General features: G+C 61.7%; 21 protein-coding genes. 11 read left to right on the top strand and 10 right to left on the bottom strand.

Annotated features, from left to right (window positions below; genetic code table 11):
- Positions 1 to 88: 88 nt before the first annotated feature.
- Together M3G19_RS07655 and M3G19_RS07650 are read right to left on the bottom strand one after the other, a co-directional pair.
- Positions 89 to 850: a pseudouridine synthase gene (locus M3G19_RS07655; RefSeq protein ID WP_311198342.1), complete on the bottom strand. Its 762-nt coding sequence runs from the start codon at positions 848 to 850 to the stop codon at positions 89 to 91.
- A gap of 321 nt (positions 851 to 1171) precedes the next feature.
- A complete protein-coding gene (locus tag M3G19_RS07650) occupies positions 1172 to 1633 on the bottom strand; it encodes a hypothetical protein (RefSeq protein ID WP_259902018.1) in 462 nt (153 codons plus the stop codon).
- Positions 1634 to 1739: 106 nt separating this feature from the next.
- Here M3G19_RS07650 and M3G19_RS07645 point away from each other — a divergent pair, with 106 nt between their 5' ends.
- From M3G19_RS07645 to M3G19_RS07630, 4 genes are all read left to right on the top strand, one after another.
- Positions 1740 to 1886, top strand: coding sequence for a hypothetical protein (locus M3G19_RS07645; protein WP_259902017.1), 147 nt, complete (start codon positions 1740 to 1742; stop codon positions 1884 to 1886).
- A gap of 100 nt (positions 1887 to 1986) precedes the next feature.
- Positions 1987 to 2889 (top strand): universal stress protein, encoded by a 903-nt coding sequence (locus M3G19_RS07640; RefSeq protein WP_259902016.1) that lies wholly within the window; start codon positions 1987 to 1989, stop codon positions 2887 to 2889.
- Positions 2890 to 3025: 136 nt separating this feature from the next.
- Positions 3026 to 3295 (top strand): GlsB/YeaQ/YmgE family stress response membrane protein, encoded by a 270-nt coding sequence (locus M3G19_RS07635; protein ID WP_259902015.1) that lies wholly within the window; start codon positions 3026 to 3028, stop codon positions 3293 to 3295.
- Between the two features lie 173 nt (positions 3296 to 3468).
- The gene (locus M3G19_RS07630) at positions 3469 to 4107 is read left to right on the top strand and encodes a TetR/AcrR family transcriptional regulator (RefSeq protein ID WP_259902014.1); all 639 of its coding nucleotides are present in this window, start codon (positions 3469 to 3471) and stop codon (positions 4105 to 4107) included.
- On the opposite strand, the gene yidC is transcribed toward M3G19_RS07630, so the two are convergent.
- On the bottom strand, positions 4095 to 5333 hold the full coding sequence (gene yidC, locus M3G19_RS07625) for a membrane protein insertase YidC (protein ID WP_259902012.1): 1239 nt from the start codon (positions 5331 to 5333) through the stop codon (positions 4095 to 4097). The genes M3G19_RS07630 and yidC overlap by 13 nt on opposite strands.
- Positions 5334 to 5416: 83 nt before the next feature.
- Between yidC and M3G19_RS07620 the strand changes: the two genes are divergently transcribed.
- Both M3G19_RS07620 and M3G19_RS07615 read left to right on the top strand, forming a co-directional pair.
- Entirely contained in the window at positions 5417 to 6211 is a 795-nt protein-coding gene (locus M3G19_RS07620) for a class E sortase (RefSeq protein ID WP_259902011.1), read from the top strand.
- 3 nt (positions 6212 to 6214) lie between these two features.
- On the top strand, positions 6215 to 6367 hold the full coding sequence (locus M3G19_RS07615; protein ID WP_210574440.1) for a hypothetical protein: 153 nt from the start codon (positions 6215 to 6217) through the stop codon (positions 6365 to 6367).
- 2 nt (positions 6368 to 6369) lie between these two features.
- Here the strand turns inward: M3G19_RS07615 and M3G19_RS07610 are convergent, their stop codons facing one another.
- Positions 6370 to 7524 (bottom strand): SGNH/GDSL hydrolase family protein, encoded by a 1155-nt coding sequence (locus tag M3G19_RS07610; protein WP_259902010.1) that lies wholly within the window; start codon positions 7522 to 7524, stop codon positions 6370 to 6372.
- 10 nt (positions 7525 to 7534) lie between these two features.
- Positions 7535 to 8158: a DUF2020 domain-containing protein gene (locus M3G19_RS07605; RefSeq protein ID WP_259902009.1), complete on the bottom strand. Its 624-nt coding sequence runs from the start codon at positions 8156 to 8158 to the stop codon at positions 7535 to 7537.
- On the opposite strand from M3G19_RS07605, the gene M3G19_RS07600 reads away from it, so the two are divergent.
- Together M3G19_RS07600 and M3G19_RS07595 are read left to right on the top strand one after the other, a co-directional pair.
- Positions 8157 to 9431 (top strand): sensor histidine kinase, encoded by a 1275-nt coding sequence (locus M3G19_RS07600; RefSeq protein WP_259902008.1) that lies wholly within the window; start codon positions 8157 to 8159, stop codon positions 9429 to 9431. The genes M3G19_RS07605 and M3G19_RS07600 overlap by 2 nt on opposite strands.
- Complete coding sequence (locus M3G19_RS07595) at positions 9428 to 10066, top strand: response regulator transcription factor (RefSeq protein ID WP_259902006.1); 639 nt, start codon at positions 9428 to 9430, stop codon at positions 10064 to 10066. The genes M3G19_RS07600 and M3G19_RS07595 overlap by 4 nt, the downstream gene beginning before the upstream one ends.
- Before the next feature lie 18 nt (positions 10067 to 10084).
- Here the strand turns inward: M3G19_RS07595 and M3G19_RS07590 are convergent, their stop codons facing one another.
- Both M3G19_RS07590 and M3G19_RS07585 read right to left on the bottom strand, forming a co-directional pair.
- Positions 10085 to 10399 (bottom strand): Lsr2 family protein, encoded by a 315-nt coding sequence (locus tag M3G19_RS07590; protein ID WP_259902005.1) that lies wholly within the window; start codon positions 10397 to 10399, stop codon positions 10085 to 10087.
- A 109-nt stretch (positions 10400 to 10508) separates the two neighbouring features.
- Positions 10509 to 11147: a DUF6474 family protein gene (locus tag M3G19_RS07585; RefSeq protein WP_210574451.1), complete on the bottom strand. Its 639-nt coding sequence runs from the start codon at positions 11145 to 11147 to the stop codon at positions 10509 to 10511.
- A gap of 94 nt (positions 11148 to 11241) precedes the next feature.
- Between M3G19_RS07585 and M3G19_RS07580 the strand changes: the two genes are divergently transcribed.
- Positions 11242 to 12759, top strand: a complete 1518-nt coding sequence (locus M3G19_RS07580) for a TM0106 family RecB-like putative nuclease (protein ID WP_259902004.1) — start codon at positions 11242 to 11244, stop codon at positions 12757 to 12759.
- On the opposite strand, the gene M3G19_RS07575 is transcribed toward M3G19_RS07580, so the two are convergent.
- The 3 genes from M3G19_RS07575 to M3G19_RS07565 all read right to left on the bottom strand — a co-directional run bounded on the left by M3G19_RS07575 (position 12716) and on the right by M3G19_RS07565 (position 15276).
- On the bottom strand, positions 12716 to 13939 hold the full coding sequence (locus M3G19_RS07575; RefSeq protein ID WP_259902003.1) for an MFS transporter: 1224 nt from the start codon (positions 13937 to 13939) through the stop codon (positions 12716 to 12718). The genes M3G19_RS07580 and M3G19_RS07575 overlap by 44 nt on opposite strands.
- Positions 13940 to 14168: 229 nt before the next feature.
- The gene (locus tag M3G19_RS07570) at positions 14169 to 14771 is read right to left on the bottom strand and encodes a superoxide dismutase (protein ID WP_259902002.1); all 603 of its coding nucleotides are present in this window, start codon (positions 14769 to 14771) and stop codon (positions 14169 to 14171) included.
- Positions 14772 to 14931: 160 nt separating this feature from the next.
- Positions 14932 to 15276 carry an HPP family protein gene (locus tag M3G19_RS07565; protein ID WP_259902023.1) on the bottom strand — a complete coding sequence of 115 codons (345 nt, stop codon included), beginning with the start codon at positions 15274 to 15276 and terminating at the stop codon, positions 14932 to 14934.
- 274 nt (positions 15277 to 15550) lie between these two features.
- Here M3G19_RS07565 and M3G19_RS11945 point away from each other — a divergent pair, with 274 nt between their 5' ends.
- Entirely contained in the window at positions 15551 to 16117 is a 567-nt protein-coding gene (locus M3G19_RS11945; protein WP_396121764.1) for a CGNR zinc finger domain-containing protein, read from the top strand.
- A gap of 40 nt (positions 16118 to 16157) precedes the next feature.
- Positions 16158 to 16799: a peptide-methionine (S)-S-oxide reductase MsrA gene (msrA, locus tag M3G19_RS07560; RefSeq protein ID WP_259902001.1), complete on the top strand. Its 642-nt coding sequence runs from the start codon at positions 16158 to 16160 to the stop codon at positions 16797 to 16799.
- The last annotated feature ends 6 nt before the right edge of the window (positions 16800 to 16805 follow it).

Here is a 16805-nt window from a genome sequence, read left to right as displayed (position 1 = left end):
CACATATGAGACCGGCTGCCTGCCCAAAGATGGGCACGGGAGCCGGTCTTTTGTCGTGTCTAGGTATCCCTTTACAATTGGGTGCAATCTATGGTTGTGGAATAGGGAAGCCGGAGAACCCTGGAGTGGTGAATCGGCGCTTTTGTCCGCTCAAAGGATCAGTGAAGCTGAGTCCTACGGAGCTGAGCAGCATCGGTGTAGCGAAGTCCTCCTCGTCGAGAGCGTGGATGCGGGGATAGATCGGATCGCCGTGAATCGGGATGCCGGCGGCGAGCATCTGCACCCGGAGTTGGTGGGTGCGCCCCGTGACAGGGTGAAGGAGATATCGCCCGGCGCCGGGGCGGTCGGTTAGTGGTTGGATATCGGAAACGTATGTGAGGGCGTTCGGCTTCCGCTCGGAGAGAATGCGTGCGGCCGGCTCGCCTTCGGTCTTCTCGATGTGGTGCTCCCATTTAAGGGGAGCGTTGAGCCCAATATCGTCGGCGATCGCCTCGTAGATTTTGTCTACTTCACGGCGGGTGAAGAGTTCCTGGTATGCGCCACGTAACTCTGCGCGTTTGGTCAGCAAAATCAGGCCGGATGTCGCCCGGTCGAGGCGGTGCGCCGGCGTCAGCTCCTGGTTGCCGGTCGCCCGGCGTAGCCGAACGGTGACGCTTTCCGTGATGTGCGATCCCCGCGGCATCGTAGCCAGAAAGGGCGGTTTGTTCACCACCAGGATGTTGTCGTCTTCGAAGACTGTGTCGATTTCGTATGGCACGCGTGCTTCAGGAGCGGGCCGGCGGTAGAAGAACACATCGGTCCCGGGGGTGAGCAGGGCGTCGGGTGCGACAGGGGAGGCGTCGATAAGCACTACCTCGCCCCGCGCGAAGCGCTCACTGACGGCACTTTCGTTGTCTTCTGGGTGCCTGTGGCGTTGCGTGGAAATGAGGTGCCAGATGAGATCCCACGCCCGTATCGGCTCACCCTCGGGAACGCGCGCCCTCGTGGCGCCAAGCCCTCCACGCGGAGGGAGCGGAGGGCGTCGTTTGCGGCGTGAGCGATGGATGCTCTTGCTACGGTCAGTCAAAGTTGGGTCACCAGCACAGTTGTTGTTCCAAAGCTATTGTCTGTTCTCAAAGGAGGGCATGACTTCAGACCCTATCCTGAGGCGGAGCCGAGACCGCGTGATGCGCTATTGTAGCTGGTCAAGTGTGTAGCGCGAAGAAACGGACTCGTTACGGTAATAGTCCGCAAAAACTTCCGCGGCTTCCTTTGAGTCGAACAGTTGTGAAGCGCGCACCCGTTCTATCCTGCCCCGCACGTTAAGCTGCACGATCTCAGAGTGGGATGAGTCTGCACGGTGATCTAGCCGGTAGAGGTGTAGCTCGCCTGACGCGTCCTCGCTGCTAATCTCGATAATCATCGCTTCCCTACTCCCGATGGCTTGGAGGAACTCATAGGGCCACGCTCCGGGGAGCTCGTCCCACAGACGCATGCCTGGCGGCAATTTCCACAATGCCAGTGTGAAAGTGGTGCTACCGTCGAGGCGCGATGGCGCCCGTTTGACGGTCTCGACGGGGTCCACAATCGGCAAGATCTCGTCGGTCGATGAACCGTTCACCTGCAAGCAGTGGGTGGGGTCGAATCGACTCATTGATCAACTTTCTACTCGGAGCCGAGTGTTGACTGTAGAGGTTTCGGTGAGGATTTCCCTGACGGCACATTTCCCAGATCGAGTCACATGTATTAACTTAGGTCACATGAATCTTGATGCAATCACTGCCCAGCTCACCGAATTCTCCAGCCACGGCATCGGCAAGTCTATTGCTGAGGTCCTGTGGGCGATCTACACCGCTTTGTTCCCGGCCAACGCAGAGGCCGCCTTCCCGATCGAAATCCCGAAATAAGCTCTGCCCGTGCCCTGTGTCGTCAGGGTTACAATGAAGGTGTCAGGTGACCACCACCTCTAGGCGCGTCACGTCGTAGGTTACGGAAAGGCACGTTCCCATGAGCAACCAGGATTTGGTCATCGTCGCTGTCGACGGCGGCGAGCCTTCAAACAACGCGGTCCGTTGGGCTGCTAACACGGCGCTGAAGCGTGGTGTCCCGCTGCAGCTCGCCTCTTCCTACACCATGCCGCAGTTCTTGTACGCCGAAGGCATGGTCCCGCCGCAGGAGCTCTTTGACGATCTGCAGAATGAGTGCCTGCGCAAGATCGATGCTGCTCGCGAGATCGCCAAGGAAGTGGCCCCGGATCTGGAGATCGGGCACACCGTCGCTGAGGGCTCCCCGATCGACATGCTGCTCGGCCTGTCCAAGGACGCGACCATGATCGTCATGGGCTCCCGCGGTCTCGGCGGTCTGTCCGGCATGGTGCTCGGTTCGGTCTCCGCGGCTGTGGTGGCGCACGCTTCCTGCCCGGTGGTTGTCGTCCGCGAGGACAATGCGGTGACCGAACAGACGAAGTACGGCCCGGTGGTTGTCGGTGTGGACGGCTCCGATGTCTCCGTGAAGGCTACCGAGGTCGCGTTTGAGGAGGCGCAGGCCCGCGGCGCGGAGCTCATCGCTGTGCACACCTACCTGGAGAACCAGGTGCACGAGCCGGTCGCAGGTGCGATCCTTGGCGACGCAAGCTGGAAGCGGTTCGAGCAGGAGCGCCGGGAGAAGCTGGAGCAGGGACTGGCACCTCTTGAGGCTAAGTACCCGGACGTGAAGGTGACCAAGGTGGTCACGCAGGACCGTCCGGTGCGTGCCCTGGTGGACCACGCGAAGGAAGCCCAATTGCTCATCACCGGTTCCCACGGCCGTGGCGGCTTCAAGGGCATGCTGCTCGGCTCCACGTCGCGCGCTCTGCTGCAGGCGGCGCCGTGCCCGATGATGGTCGTGCGCCCGGAGCGTCTGCCGGAATAACCGCAGGTTGCGGCGCGAAAATGTTCCCCACGGTTGGTGAAACGTTACCTAACCGTGGGGCTTTCGTTGCCCACGCGACCTATTAACAAGGCATAATAGGTACGGTATTTCATTCAGAATGAGAGGAAATTAAATTATGTCTACTATTTCTCTGGGCTTCCTGGGTTGGATCGTGCTCGGCGGCATCGCCGGCTGGATTGCTTCGATGATTATGAACCGTGACGCTTCCATGGGCATTCTCGCCAACATCGCTTGCGGTGTCGTCGGTGGTCTGCTCGGTGGCGCACTGCTCGGACTTATCATTGACGTTGAGTCCAAGGGCTGGTTCTTCAGCTTCCTGACATGCATCCTGGGCGCCGTGATCGTGCTCTGGATCGTCAACCAGGTCACCGGCCGCCGTCGTTAAAGGCAGTCGGGCTCACTGACTCTAGCTCCCGTTTCTCGCACTGCGAGGGCGGGAGCTTTTTCATGCGCGGAGCCGCACCTGCACGCACATCCGCGCGCGCATCCATGCGTTGTATGAACGTACCGGTTTGTCTATTATGTGGTGGAGATGGTCGAGCTAGAAGGAGAAATGTGGTGACTCAGGATCGCGCCGCCACCGCGAAGAAGAAGCCGGCATCGCGTCGACGGAACCGGCCGGCCCCGCGTCAGCGCCTGTTGGACGCGGCGACGAAGCTCTTCACGGAAGAGGGCATCCGTGTCATCGGCATCGACCGGATTCTCCGCGAAGCCGACGTCGCAAAGGCATCCTTGTACTCCCTGTTGGGTTCCAAGGACAACCTGGTCATCGCGTATTTGCAGAAGCTTGACGACGAATACCGGGACCGGTGGTCCGAGCGCACCGCCGCAATGACGGATGCGGACTCCAAGATCTTGGCGTTCTTCGACATGGCCATCGAGGAGGAGCCCGCCAAGGATTTCCGTGGCTCTCCCTTTGTCAATGCCGCGACGGAATACCCGCGCCCGGAGACGGATTCAGAGCACAATATCGTCGCCGCCTGCGTGGATCACCGCAATTGGATGCATGCCACGATGACCGAGCTGCTGGATAAGAAGAACGGATACCCGTCCGGCACTCAGGCCAGCCAGCTGTTGATCTTTCTCGACGGCGGCATGACCGGAGCCCGTATCAGCCGCGAAGTGGGGCCGCTGCTCACTGCCAAGGACTTGGCGCGGCAGATGCTGTCCGCCCCGCCGGCGGACTACTCCATCTGATCGGAATCAGCGGCGCCATCGGAGCTATCGGAATTATCCGAGCTATCGCAGTTTTCCGAGCTCGCATCCCCAGCTGCTTTTGCTTTCTTCCGCTTGCGCTCTTCAAACCGCTTTTCCATCTCGGTCTTGCGGATATCGGAGCGGACCTTGTTGCGGGCTTTTTGGAGAGATTTCTTTTCTTGCTTGGCTTCTTTCCGCTCTGCCTTCATGGCCGCTTTTTCGGCCTTGATGTCGCGGCGGACCTGTACGATGGTCGTCGGGTGGGCGAGTGCTTTGAGCTTCCGGCGGCGCCAGGAACGCTTGGCAGTCTTCTTGATCTGCTTCTCTTCGCGTTGTTCGTCCAGGGCCTTGGCGCGGGAGGTGTGAATCTGCTCCTTGTGCACCTCGCGCAGCGGGTACTTCCTCGCCAGGACGTACCAGATGAGTACGGATTGGGACAGCGTCCACAGATTGCCCAGGAACCAGTACATGAGAAGGGCCACTGGGATGAGGCCGGTCATTCCGGCGAAACCGAGCATGATCGGAATGATGACCATCATTCCCCACATCCACTTGTAGACGGTGCGTGGGACCGTGGAGCTCCAATCCAGGTGGGTGCGGGTGCGTAGCTGCCCGACGAAGGTGTTCACGGTGGTGAAGATCAGGGCGAAGATGAGCAAAGGAATCGCGACGGCGCGCACTTGTTCGTTCGAGGTGCCCAGGGCGGCGAATTGCTCGGCGGACATGGACACGTACGCAGGTAGCGGCACGCCCATGAAGGAAGCGTCGAGGAAGCTGGCGATGTCTTCGGGGGTGAGCAGGCCGATATTCGAGTTGGTGCGGCCGTTTTCCGGCACGGACATCCACATGAGCAGGCGGTAGAGGCCCAGGATGAACGGGATCTGCACCAGCGGCGGAATACAGCCGGTCATCGGGTTGTAGCCGTATTCCTTATTCAGCTCTTGGAGAGCCTCATCGTGTGCGACGATGTCTTCTGCCTCGGTGGATTCGCCGTAGCGTTTCTCGAGTCTCTCCTGCTCGGGCCGCATCATCAGCATCATGCGGGTGGAGCGGTACATCTGCCAGTTGAAGGGCACGAGGAGTGCGCGCACCGTGATCACGAGCAGCACGATCGACATCACCCATGCGGTGTCGGGCGCGACGCCGAGGACCTGCGCGAGGAGCCAATGCCACATCTTCATGACGGCGGAGACGGGCCAGACGAATGCTTCGAGAAGCAGAAGCATGGGTGTAACGGGCTCCTCTCGAATGATGCGGCAGCAGAGCAGAAACGCCGGTGTGCGGCGTGCTGTGGGTTAATGTTAGGCCCATGTCATCATCGGTGGAAATTCCCGCACGCGCCCGAGTCACAGTGCGGGAAGTGATCGGCGAAATCTTCATCACCGTCGGTGTTATTCTCTTGCTTTTCGCGTTCTACGAGGCATTCTGGACGAATCTGACGTCAGGCGAGATGCAGAAAGAAGCGCAACAACAGCTTGACGACGAATGGCGTAATCCCCGCGGCAACCACATCGCGGAAATGGGCGAGGCATTCGCGCAACTGCACATCCCCGTCTTCGGTACGGATTACCACTACGCGGTGCTGGAAGGTACCGACGATGAGACGCTGCTGGCAGGACCGGGACATTATTCGGACTCGCAGATGCCGGATGAGGCAGGCAATTTCGCGCTGGCGGGGCACCGCGTGGGCAAGGGCGCACCATTCAACGACTTGGGCCACCTGAAAGCGTGCGATGCCATCGTGGTGGAAACGCAGACGCAGTGGTTCACCTACCGGGTTCTCCCGATGGAGGAGGGGAAGGAAGGGCGCACGGCGGCGTCGTCAAGCTGTTTGTCCGAACCGATGTTGACTGAGGTCACGGAAGGGCGCTACGCGCATGTTCTCGGCCGCCACATCACGTTGCCGAGCGACACGTCGGTGCTCGCTCCGGTGCCCGGCGCTGAAGGGGCGAGCGCAAACGGGCTTGGCCGTATGATCACGTTGACGACGTGCCACCCGCAATTCTCGAATGCGGAGCGCATGATCATTCACGCCGTGCAGACCGACGCGCGGGATAAATCAGCTGGCCCGCCGCCGGCGATGACGAGCGGAAAGGACGCGTAGACCATGTACCGAATTTTGTGGCGTGCGCTGCCGGGGCCGACTCCCGTGAAGGTGCTCATTCTCATCGCGTTGCTGGTTGCGGTGTTCTTCTTGCTGATGAACGTCGTGTTCCCGTGGCTGTCGCCGCTGATGCCGTACAACGACGTGGCGGTGTAGCCCTAGAGCTTCTTCAGCACGTCCGCGATCGCTTCCGCCATTGCTTTCTGCCCGGCGGGCGTGGGGTGCGCGGGGAAGGAATTGGTTTCCTCGCCGGTGGGGTCCGTCCACCGCTCGTTGGCGGGCGCGCACACGGAGTGGAATTCCGCATTGGCGGGCAGGACGTAGAGCGCGCCGTTTCGGGTGGCGGCGTCGCGCACTATCGCGTTCATGGTCACCGTGAGGCCGGCTGCCCAGTTCAGGGTGCCGCTGGGCAGATCGGCGGTGGCCTCGCATTCGTCGCGAAGCGAAGCGATCGGCATGTACCCGGTGGTGATGATGGTCGCGTCGGGCGCTTTCTCGTGGATGCGGCGGTAAATGTCGTCGAGCCTGCTCGGAAGGTCGAGCAATGCGCGGGCAGATTCGTCGTAGAGCCCTTCGTCGCAATCTTCCTCGCCACGGTTCTCGAGCATGCCGGTGATGCAGCGGCTCCACGGCCCGAAACTGAGGTCGTTGCCGCCGATCGACAGCGTGATCAGGTCCGTGTCGGGCTCCAGCGCATCGATCTGCGCTGCGAGCACGCTCGGGTTCTTCTCGGGGCCCGCATCTTCGCTTGTCGACGGCTCCGTGCTGGTGCTGCTCGGCGACGTTGGCGCGGTGGCGGAGGTCTGCTGTGAGCTGGATGTCGGACGAGAAGTGGTTTCTGCTGTTGATTCTAGGTCTTTTTCGGCGTCCTTTTCTGCGTCCTCGGCTGCTTCCGCCTCTTCGGCGTCGAGGGCGTCGCTGATGTCGCGCTCGCTGTAGATGTGCGCGGTGGTGGAGCCCTGGCAGGTTGCATCGATGAAGCCGCGCTTCTCGTTGATGCCCGGGTAGAGATCCGCCAGCATGTGCGGGTAATTATCCTCGCTGCGCGCGCAGAATTCCGGCCCCTCGAACGGACCGTCGGCCGAACCCATTGCCGCATACGAATCGCCAAGTGCGACATACAAATCGTAGGAGGACGGCAGGTCCTTCGGATCAGCAGTCACCGTGACAGTGGTGGGGACCTCGACGGTGACGCGTTCGGATTCGCCGTCCGATCCGCAGCCAGCGAGCGCGAGCACCAGCGACACCGCTACCGCCGGGACGGCGGCGGCGCGGAGACGTGTGCGTCGGTCTCGGGGGCGGAAGCGGTTCATGCCCCACATATTAAAGGGACAGATTCGCTATTGCTTGCTCAGCGATGAGCTGCGCTTTCACCGATTCCTTTTGGTTGGTCAGCACAACGATTGCAACTGCATCCTTTGCCACCGCGTAGACGCCGCCGACTGCTCCGGGGATGACGCCGCCTCCGGCGCGGCCGCCACTCCACCCCGCGGGATCTTCCGCCAGATCGGTCAGGTCCACTGGCGCGAAGTGGTCCACCACCGCACGTGCCTCCTCAGCGCTGCCGGTGTGCCGGACAATGACCTGCAACTGCGGCTCGTCTGGGTACGACCAAAATACGCAGGCAGGGGTGTCGAAGCGTTCGTCGGTACCGCTCGCAGTGACTTTCTGGCCGTTGGTCTCCGCAACGAATTGGGTCTCCAAATATGGACAGTCGGTAACGCCGTCGCGGGCGACCTCGGGACGCGCCTCAGCCGGGAGACCGGAATCGTGGGCGGCTACTTCCTGCCCGGACGCGGTGGTTGAGTCGGCTGGCGGCTTCTGTTGCGGATCTTGTTCGACAGTGGGGGTGCAGGCGCTGAGTGTGAGCGCTGCCGCGCAAGCGAGGGCACCGCCGATGACGGTGGTGCGGGCGTGGGTGCAGGCAGAAGGTACGCTCATTCGCATGACAGCCATGCTACCGAGAGGGGAAAACGGGGAGGATGCTCCCGGCACTCGGGCGCTCGATGTCGGTATCGCGCTGCTGACCTTCTCGCTGCTGCTCGTGTCCTTCGGCGGAATCGTCGGCGCGAGCCTCGAGCAAGCGGCGGTGCTAGTGCTCTTGATCGTTGTCTTCGGCTTCATGTACGCCTTCGGTGCGCTGAATATGCCGCGCTTGAATACCGTCGGGCGCCTCGTGTGGTTGCTCGGACTGACCGGCGTGTGGATCGTGGCGATGATCTTCACTCCCGTCGCGGTGTACTGGGTGTTCACGCTGTTCTTCCTGTTCATGCGGTCGGCCGACAATTGGATCGGCATCATCGGTGTGACGGGGGTGTTGGCCATCGCGGTATTCATGCAGGTCCCGCGTGGGCTGACCCTTGGCGGTGTGATGGGCCCGGCGGTCTCCGCGCTCGTGGTCGTGATGATCACGTACGCGTTCAAAGTCATCGTCCGGGTGAGCGCGGAACGCGCAGCACTGATCGACGAACTGGTGAGTACTCAGGACCGGCTCGCCGCCACGGAACGTGAGGCCGGCATCGCCCAGGAGCGCCAGCGTCTCGCCCACGAGATTCACGACACGGTGGCGCAGTCCCTGTCCAGTATCCAGATGCTGCTCCATGCCGCGGAGCGGGATTTGCGCGGTACGGGGTTGAGCGAGGAAGAGCTTCGGGTCCCGTTGGGCAGGCTCGAGACGGCCCGGCATTCGGCCTCGGACAATCTGTCCGAAACCCGCGCCATGATCGCGGCTCTCACGCCGGCGCCTTTGTCCGAGACGTCCCTCCCGGAGGCACTGGAGCGGATCGCCAACTCTTTCGCCCACGCCGGTGATATTTCCATTGACGTTGACGTGGACGGGGAACCACATCAGTTGCCGATGCGGGTGGAAGCCGGGCTGTTGCGGATCGCGCAGGGGGCGGTGGGCAACGTCGTCAAGCATTCTGGCGCGACGCGTGCCCGCGTGACCCTGACATTCGCGCCGGGGGAGGTGCGCCTGGACGTCGTGGACAACGGCGCCGGATTCGATGTGAACGCGCTGCCGGAAAAGCCGGTCGGGCTCGGCCACTTGGGTGTGGATGCAATGCGGACGCGTGCGCGGGAATTGGGCGGCGAACTCATCCTCGAATCCGCTCCGGGCGGGCCCACTGCCGTCTCGGTCGCCGTGCCCGTGGACGAGTCGGTGGCCGCGCCCGACGACAAGGAGAGTAGGATCAACCGAAAGATTGAGGAGGAAGAATGATTCGCGTCTTGCTTGCCGACGATCACGAGATCGTCCGCCTCGGCCTTCGCTCAGTGTTGGAGGCCGCCGACGACATCATCGTCGTCGGTGAAGTGGCCACTGCCGAAGGGGCCATTGCGACCGCCCAAGCGGGTGGCATCGACGTTATCCTCATGGACCTCCGCTTCGGTGCCGGCGCCCAAGGCACGCGGGTGACTACCGGTGCGGAGGCGACCGCGGAGATCCGCTCCTCCATGGCGAACCCGCCGAAGGTGCTGGTGGTGACCAATTACGACACCGACGCGGATATTCTCGGCGCAATAGAGGCCGGTGCCGTCGGCTACCTGCTCAAAGACGCCCCGCCGAGCGAGCTACTCGCCGCGGTCCGTTCGACCGCGAAAGGCGACCAGGCAATGTCGCCGATGGTGCGCAACCGTCTGCAGACGCGGGACCGCAGCCCACGCTCCTCGCTCACTCCGCGCGAGCTCGAGGTGCTTCAACTTGTCGCGGGTGGCTCATCGAACCGCGAGATCGGCCAGCAGCTCATGCTCTCCGAGGCAACGGTGAAATCCCACCTCGTGCACATCTACGACAAGCTCGGTGTGCGTTCCCGCACCTCCGCGGTGGCGTCGGCCCGCGAGCAGGGAGTGCTGTAAAAGAAAGGTTCAGCAGCGTTACGCGTTGGCGCGACGGTAGGCGTCGATGACCTCGAAAGGAATCTTTCCGCGCTGAGCGACCTTCATTCCCTTCTTTCGCGCCCATGCGCGGATCTGTGATGCGTCAACGCGGCTGCGCGGGTCAGCCGGCACCTCGCGTGCGGCCGCGATGTACGGCATGAGCGCCTCGTGGAAGCGCTTCACATTCTCCTTGGAGAGGTCGAGGACGTATTCAGTGCCGTTGAAGCTGAAGTGGACAGCCTGATGGTCAGACTCTGACAGCGGCGATCCATCGAGATCGTCATAGAACTGGGTGACTTCACGTCGCGCCATATCCAGCCCCTTTCACGGAAAAGTTTTTACAACTTACTTATTTGTATAAACATACTAGCTGCTTGAAACTGAACCGCCGAACTAAGGGGCAAAAAACTACTGCGCACAGTTAGTTACGCAAGGTCTTCTCTTGGATTTCCGCGGTGAGTTTGTTGATGTCGCGGTCGATCGTCTCGTGCGCGAGGCGGCGCTGAGCGTCGTTCATCTGCTCGACGTTGTTCACGGCAGCATCCAATTCGTCGAGACGCACCTGCGCATCGCGGCGGAACTTGTTGTCCAGCGCGTCATTTTCCTCCACCTGGTGGCGGATGGCCTGGACACGGCCCTTGAGTTCCGCGCCCTGGCTGGAGTAGCGGGACATTTCCGTGGCGGTAAGCCCAGCGGCGCGGGCGCGGTCGTTGACCTGCTTTTCCTGGTAGGTGGTCAGCGCGCGGTACGCCAGCGGAATGAGAATGGGCAGCAGAATGCGGGAAGCGCCGACCCACTGCTTGGCCTTCTTCTTGGTGAAGCCAGCTTCCTGGATCTTCTTCAGTTCGGCCTTAGCCAGCTGCTTCTCGTGCTTCTGCTTGCTCTTCAGGCCCTTCTTCTCTTCCTTGAGCAGGCGCTTTTCTGCCTTATCGAGGAGCTTCGCGGTGCGCTTGTCCTGCTTGGCCTCATCCTTCGCCAGCTGGCGTGCGCGTGCCTCGGCGGCCTTGATCTCTGCCTTGGTCTTAGCGCGGGAAGCGCGGATCGATTCGAACAGTCCCATGGTGTCGGTTCTCCTGGATAATTCCGTTTCGTCGCAATTTGTCCCGTTCAACTTTACCTGTGTTGAGCCGATAGGCTTGGGCTCGGTGAAAGAAATGGAAAGCGATGATGTTTCGCTGGTGCGGGCAGGCGACTTGGTGGGGTGCAGGTACCGCCTCCGCCAGCGTCTGACGCACCCGGAAATCCCGCCGCTGCCCGAGGCACTCGAGCGCCAGCCGCAGGTCGATGCTGGGCGTGCGGCTGTCTTTGGGTTGCTGCCGGAGCGCAGGGCGCTTGGCGACGGCCGCGGCAAAGCCTTCTCCCGCCTTCTCCTCGACCCGGCGCTCCCGGTGGCCGAGCGCGAGGCGAGCACGCGAAAGGCCATGAAAGACCGCACTACCTTGATCGTCGACGGGGCACTGACCGGCGACATCGACGGGGTGCCGGTGCTTGCGGAGATCGATATCCTTGCCCGGCAGGACGACGGAACCTATCTTCCGGTGATCGTGTCCAACCACCGTGTGGCACGGCCGAGCCAGACCGCGACCATGCAGTTCATTCCCACCCGCCGTCTGGGTCTGGGAAAGCCTCTGGACACGGCAGCGAAGCCGCGCCACCACACCGTGGACGGTTACAGGGTCGCGATGGCCTGCCTGCTTCTTGCCGATGCTGGTTGTGCGTCTCCGCTCGGCGCCGTCGTCGGCCAGGACCGCGAGCGCGCCTACGTGGGGGATGCCGCGCGCTATGTCGAGGCGCTCCGCGAAGCCTTGGCGAAGCCCACGCCGACGCGTCCGCTGCGCTTGAAGCAGTGTGCGAGCTGCCGCTATTGGGCGTTGTGCGAGCCGGAACTGAAGAATATGGACGACATCTCCTTGGTCTTCCCTGGCCAAAAAGCTCGTCCACTGCGCGAACGCGGGATCACCACGGTGGCAGAGACCATCGCGGCAGACATGGGGGAGACCAGCCAGATCGCCCGTGCTTGGCGCGAAGGAATTCCGGTGCTCGCCCGGGAGGACTTCATTCCTGCGCAGGAATTGCGCGCCGATGTCGAAATCGACGTGGATATGGAGGCTTATCTCGACCAGGGTGCCTACCTGTGGGGTGCCTTTGACGGCGACCGCTACCATGCCTTCGCCACCTGGGAGGACGTCGGCGGGGCCGATAACCAGGCCGAAGAGGAGAATTTCCTCGCGTTCTGGACCTGGCTCCAATCAGCGCGGGCTCAGGCCCACGAGTCGGGGAAGACCTTCCGCGCCTATTGCTACGCCGCCGGCGGCGAGAACCACTGGCTCATGGCATCGGCCCGGCGTTTTGATTCCATCGACGAGGCGGAGGTCCGTGCGTTCATCGCTTCTAACGAGTGGGTGGATGTCTTCTCTCATGTCCGCCGCCACCTCGTGGGCACGGACGGGCTCGGCCTTAAAGTGGTCGCGCCCGTGGCCGGGTTCGTCTGGGATGACGACGATGTCGACGGCGAACGCTCTGTTGCGCTGCGCCGCGAAGCTCGCCTGGGTGACGCTGCGGCCCGCGAGATGCTGATCCGCTACAACGGCGACGACTGCCGTGCCACCGCCGCGGTGCGCCGTTTCCTCAGTGCTGGTGCTCCGGGGATTCCGCGCCTTTCTTCACTGTGAGCGCCAACCAACCAGCGATGCACACCAGTGCGACGAGGAATCCGGCGACGATCCCGATGAATCCACTCCAGCCGGTGAACTGGAACAGCCACCCGGTCAGCGCGCCGAGTGCAGACGAGCCGATGTAGTAGAAGAACACGTAGGTACTCGACGCCTCTGCGCGATCGCGCGTAGCCACCTGGCCCACCCAGCCGGAGGCGACCGAGTGCATGGCAAAGAAACTGGCAGTGAATAGCAGCAGGCCCGCCAGTGTGAACCACAGATTGCCACTGATCAGTGTGATGGCGCCGAGCAGCATGATGCCGGCCGCGACCACGAGGACACGGCCGCGGCCCGCCTGCTTCACGTACACGCCCGCGCGCGCTGACGACCATGTGCCGGAGAGATACATCAGGTACACCAGGCCGGCCAGTGCCGGCGGGAGCCCGAAGTGGTCGATCGCCCGGAAGCCGAACATGTTGTACACCGAGACGAACATGCCCATTCCGAAGAACGCGGTCGCGTACAGTCCGACCAACCGCCAGTCGCTCAAATGCCGGAGCATCGCGGCGAATTCATTGCCGGGCTTGAGGGCCTTGGCCTCGAAGCGGCGCTGCTGCGGCAGCAGGATGCACATGATCACTGCGAAGAGCAGCGCCGTGACTGCACCGCCGAATAGTGCCCACCGCCAGCTAGCCACCTCGAGAATGAATGCTGGCACAAGACGGCCGATCAACCCGCCGATGGAATTGCCGGCGATGTAGAGCCCCATCGCTCCGGCCGCGTCATCGGATTCGATCTCTTCGGAAATCCACGTCATGGCCACTGCCGGGGTGCCCGCGATGAGGCAGCCCTGGATGAAACGCATGGCGATGAGCTGCCCGCCGGTCGCCGCGAGGGGAAGGCACAGGCCTAGGCATGTGGCCAGTAGCGCCGAGATGATCAGCACTCGGCCGCGCCCGAAGCGTTCGGAGAGGATCGAGGCAGGGACCACGCACAGCGCCAACCCGCCCGTGGTGGCGGACACCGTCAGGGCAGATTCGCCCTCCGTCATGCCAAGTTCGTCTGTCAGGGTGGGCAGTAGTGCTTGGGTGGTGTAGAGCGCATTGAAGATAGCCAGTCCAGCGAAAAGGAGCGCGATACTCGCCCGCCTGTATTCGGCGGTGCCTTTGCGAATCCCTTCTCGTGCGTGTGGCTCCATGTTCAACTATCCAAGCATGTGTCAGTGACGAGGGCCACAACGGGGCCCCCTTGCGCACTAAGGGCAGCCTAACCTATACTCTGTTTTGAGGGCGGAACAAAACCGCATCTCGTCAACGAAAATCAGGTTGCGTTACCCGGGTTCCTCCAGCCCCGGATAGCGAAAAGAGGGCCGCGCACTGTTTTCTGGGTCAGTGCGCGGCCCTTATGATTTCGGTGAAGCGAAACGCTTAGGCGGCAGCCTTAGCGAAGCGCTCAGCGACGTCGTCCCAGTTGACAACGTTCCAGAACGCCTTGGCGTAGTCAGCCTTCACGTTCTTGTACTGCAGGTAGTAAGCGTGCTCCCACATGTCCAGCATGAGGACCGGGGTGAAGTCCACGGAGATGTTGCCCTGCTGGTCGGTCAGCTGCTGGATGATCAGGCGACCAGCAATGTGGTCGTAGCCCAGGACAGCCCAGCCGGAGCCCTGCAGGGAGGTGGCGACACCCTCGAACTGCTTCTGGAAGCCTTCGAAGGAGCCGAAGTCGCGGTTAATAGCCTCAGCCAGCTCGCCAGCCGGCTCGCTGCCGCCGTTCGGGCTCATGTTCTTCCAGAAGATGGAGTGGTTGGTGTGGCCACCCAGGTTGAAGGCCAGGTTCTTGGACAGTGCACGCAGCTTGTCCGGGTTAGCCTCGCCGTTGCGCTCAGCCTCGAGTGCCTCCAGAGCGGCGTTCGCGCCCTTGACGTAGGTCGCGTGGTGCTTGTCGTGGTGCAGCTCCATAATCTCGGCGGAGATGTGGGGCTCGAGCGCGTCGTATGCGTAAGGCAGGTCGGGAAGCTCGTAAACAGCCATGTTCTGTGTCCTTTCTCATTTGTTCGCGCCCCCTTTGAGCGCCGTACGTCGCCCATGATAGGGAAATTCGCCAGGTCTCGTTTTTGCGGCGCAATCTGAGGTGCAATCTGATGCGTCATCCGGTGTCAGCTATGCGCTGCATAGTTCCTGGGGTTTCACGTCACCAGATGTAGGTGGGGTAGTCGACTCCGTTAGTCCGGTTTCCGAGCAGGCCGACTAAGACAAGCACGGCGGCCGATAGAAAAGCGAGAAGTACGAAGCATGTGCCGTTATCGACTGTGACTCCGAGAATTGCTGTCGCCGCGGCAGGGGAGTGGGGCATGCGAGCGAACATCATTGCTCCTAGCGCTAGTCCACCGGCTAGCGCACCCAGCCACAAAGAGTCGCCGGCTAGACCCACGATGACGCCGACAGCTGCGCTAAGGGTCTGTCCGCCGACAACGTTTCGAGGTTGCGCTAGGGGCAGGTTGGGTACTCCCATCACTAGCGCCATCGAGGCAGCCATTGGGGGAATCAGCCATTGGTGGCCGGTGGTGACGGTGAGAAAGGTGAGAACGGCTAGGGCTATGCAGCTTGAAATCGTTGCAACAGTGATGGCGCGTAAAGGCGGGCGCGGTGGGGCTTGGGTGGCGAACAGCATGGAGACTCCTTACTAATGGGCATGGCGTTAGTTGCCCGCTTAGCTTAACAAAGCTTCTGCAGCACTAATGGGAATACCATTAGTTAGATTCACGTTAATCTTGGTACAGCGAAATTAGGAAGATTTAGCGGAGGGTGGGATGAAGACTCAGTACGTCACCGATGGGGTTCTTGTTCGCCCTTTTGAGCAGGCAGCCACCCGTTTTCTGAGTTCTCGTTTCTATGACGGGCGAAAAATTGTCGACTTATTGGAATCGACGGAATCCGCTCAGTTGTGGTTCGGGGTCATGGCTCGGGAAATAGACGTTGTCAACGTGGGCACGGTTACCGACGCCCAACTAGCTGACCTTCGCTCAGCTCGGGATCTGGTTTCCACTGTTTACGAAGCCGCCGTGTCTGGTGACTTTCAAAGTGCAGCGGATGGGCTCACGCGGCTAGGTAGATTGGTCACTGTTGAGCCGTCGTTCGCTTCCACTGGGGCAGGTGTAGACGTTCACTTCTCTGCAGGGGATTCGGCCGTAGACGACTTTCTCGCCGAACTTTTGTTTTCGACTGCCGACACGATCACGCCACCCAATCTTTCGCGTTTGCGAAAATGTGACGGTCCCCATTGCGTGCTTTATTACACCCAGCTGAGGGACGGACAACAGTGGTGTAGCAATACTTGTGGAAATCGGGCACGGGTTGCCCGACATGCGCGAAGGTGATGAAGGGAATCATTCAGCCGCGCCGGCCGTTAATGAGGGCATGGCATTCTTCTTCGGACGCACACCGCAACTCGTCGACCCGGACCGCGCGCTGCCCGGCCGCACCGAACCGGTCCTGCCTAACCCGCAGCCGCATGCGGTGCTGGGCACCCCGATTACGGGGCCGTGGCGCGAAGGCCAAAAACGCCTGCTCGTGGGCATTGGCTGCTTTTGGGGTGCGGAGAAAATGTACTGGAATATGAACGGAGTCGAGTCCACATCGGTGGGCTACGGCGGCGGCGTCACGCCGAACCCGACCTACCGCGAGGTGTGCTCCGGACAGACGAACCACGTCGAGCTCGTCGAGGTCGTCTACGACCCGAATGAAATCAGCCTCAAAGAGATCGTCCGCGCCGCGCTCGAGGCGCACGACCCGACGCAGGGTTTCCGCCAGGGCAACGACGTGGGCACCCAGTACCGCTCTGCGTTCTACACCGACACAGAAGACGAGGCCGAGCTCATCCGCGGGTGGGTCGCAGAATACGGGCAATCGCTTATCGACGCCGGGTACGGCCCCATCACCACCGAAGTGCAATCAGGTGTGGACTATTTCTTGGCTGAGGACGAGCATCAGCAGTACTTGCACAAGGTGCCGCAGGGCTATTGCCCCCATCACTCCACTGGGGTGGCCTGCGGAATTTAAAGGTGG

Origin of the sequence: Corynebacterium sp. p3-SID1194 (assembly GCF_025144155.1) — a bacterium.
GTDB lineage: Bacteria > Actinomycetota > Actinomycetes > Mycobacteriales > Mycobacteriaceae > Corynebacterium.
Note: the sequence above shows the minus strand (reverse complement) of the source record. Positions and strands in the feature narration are given on the sequence as shown.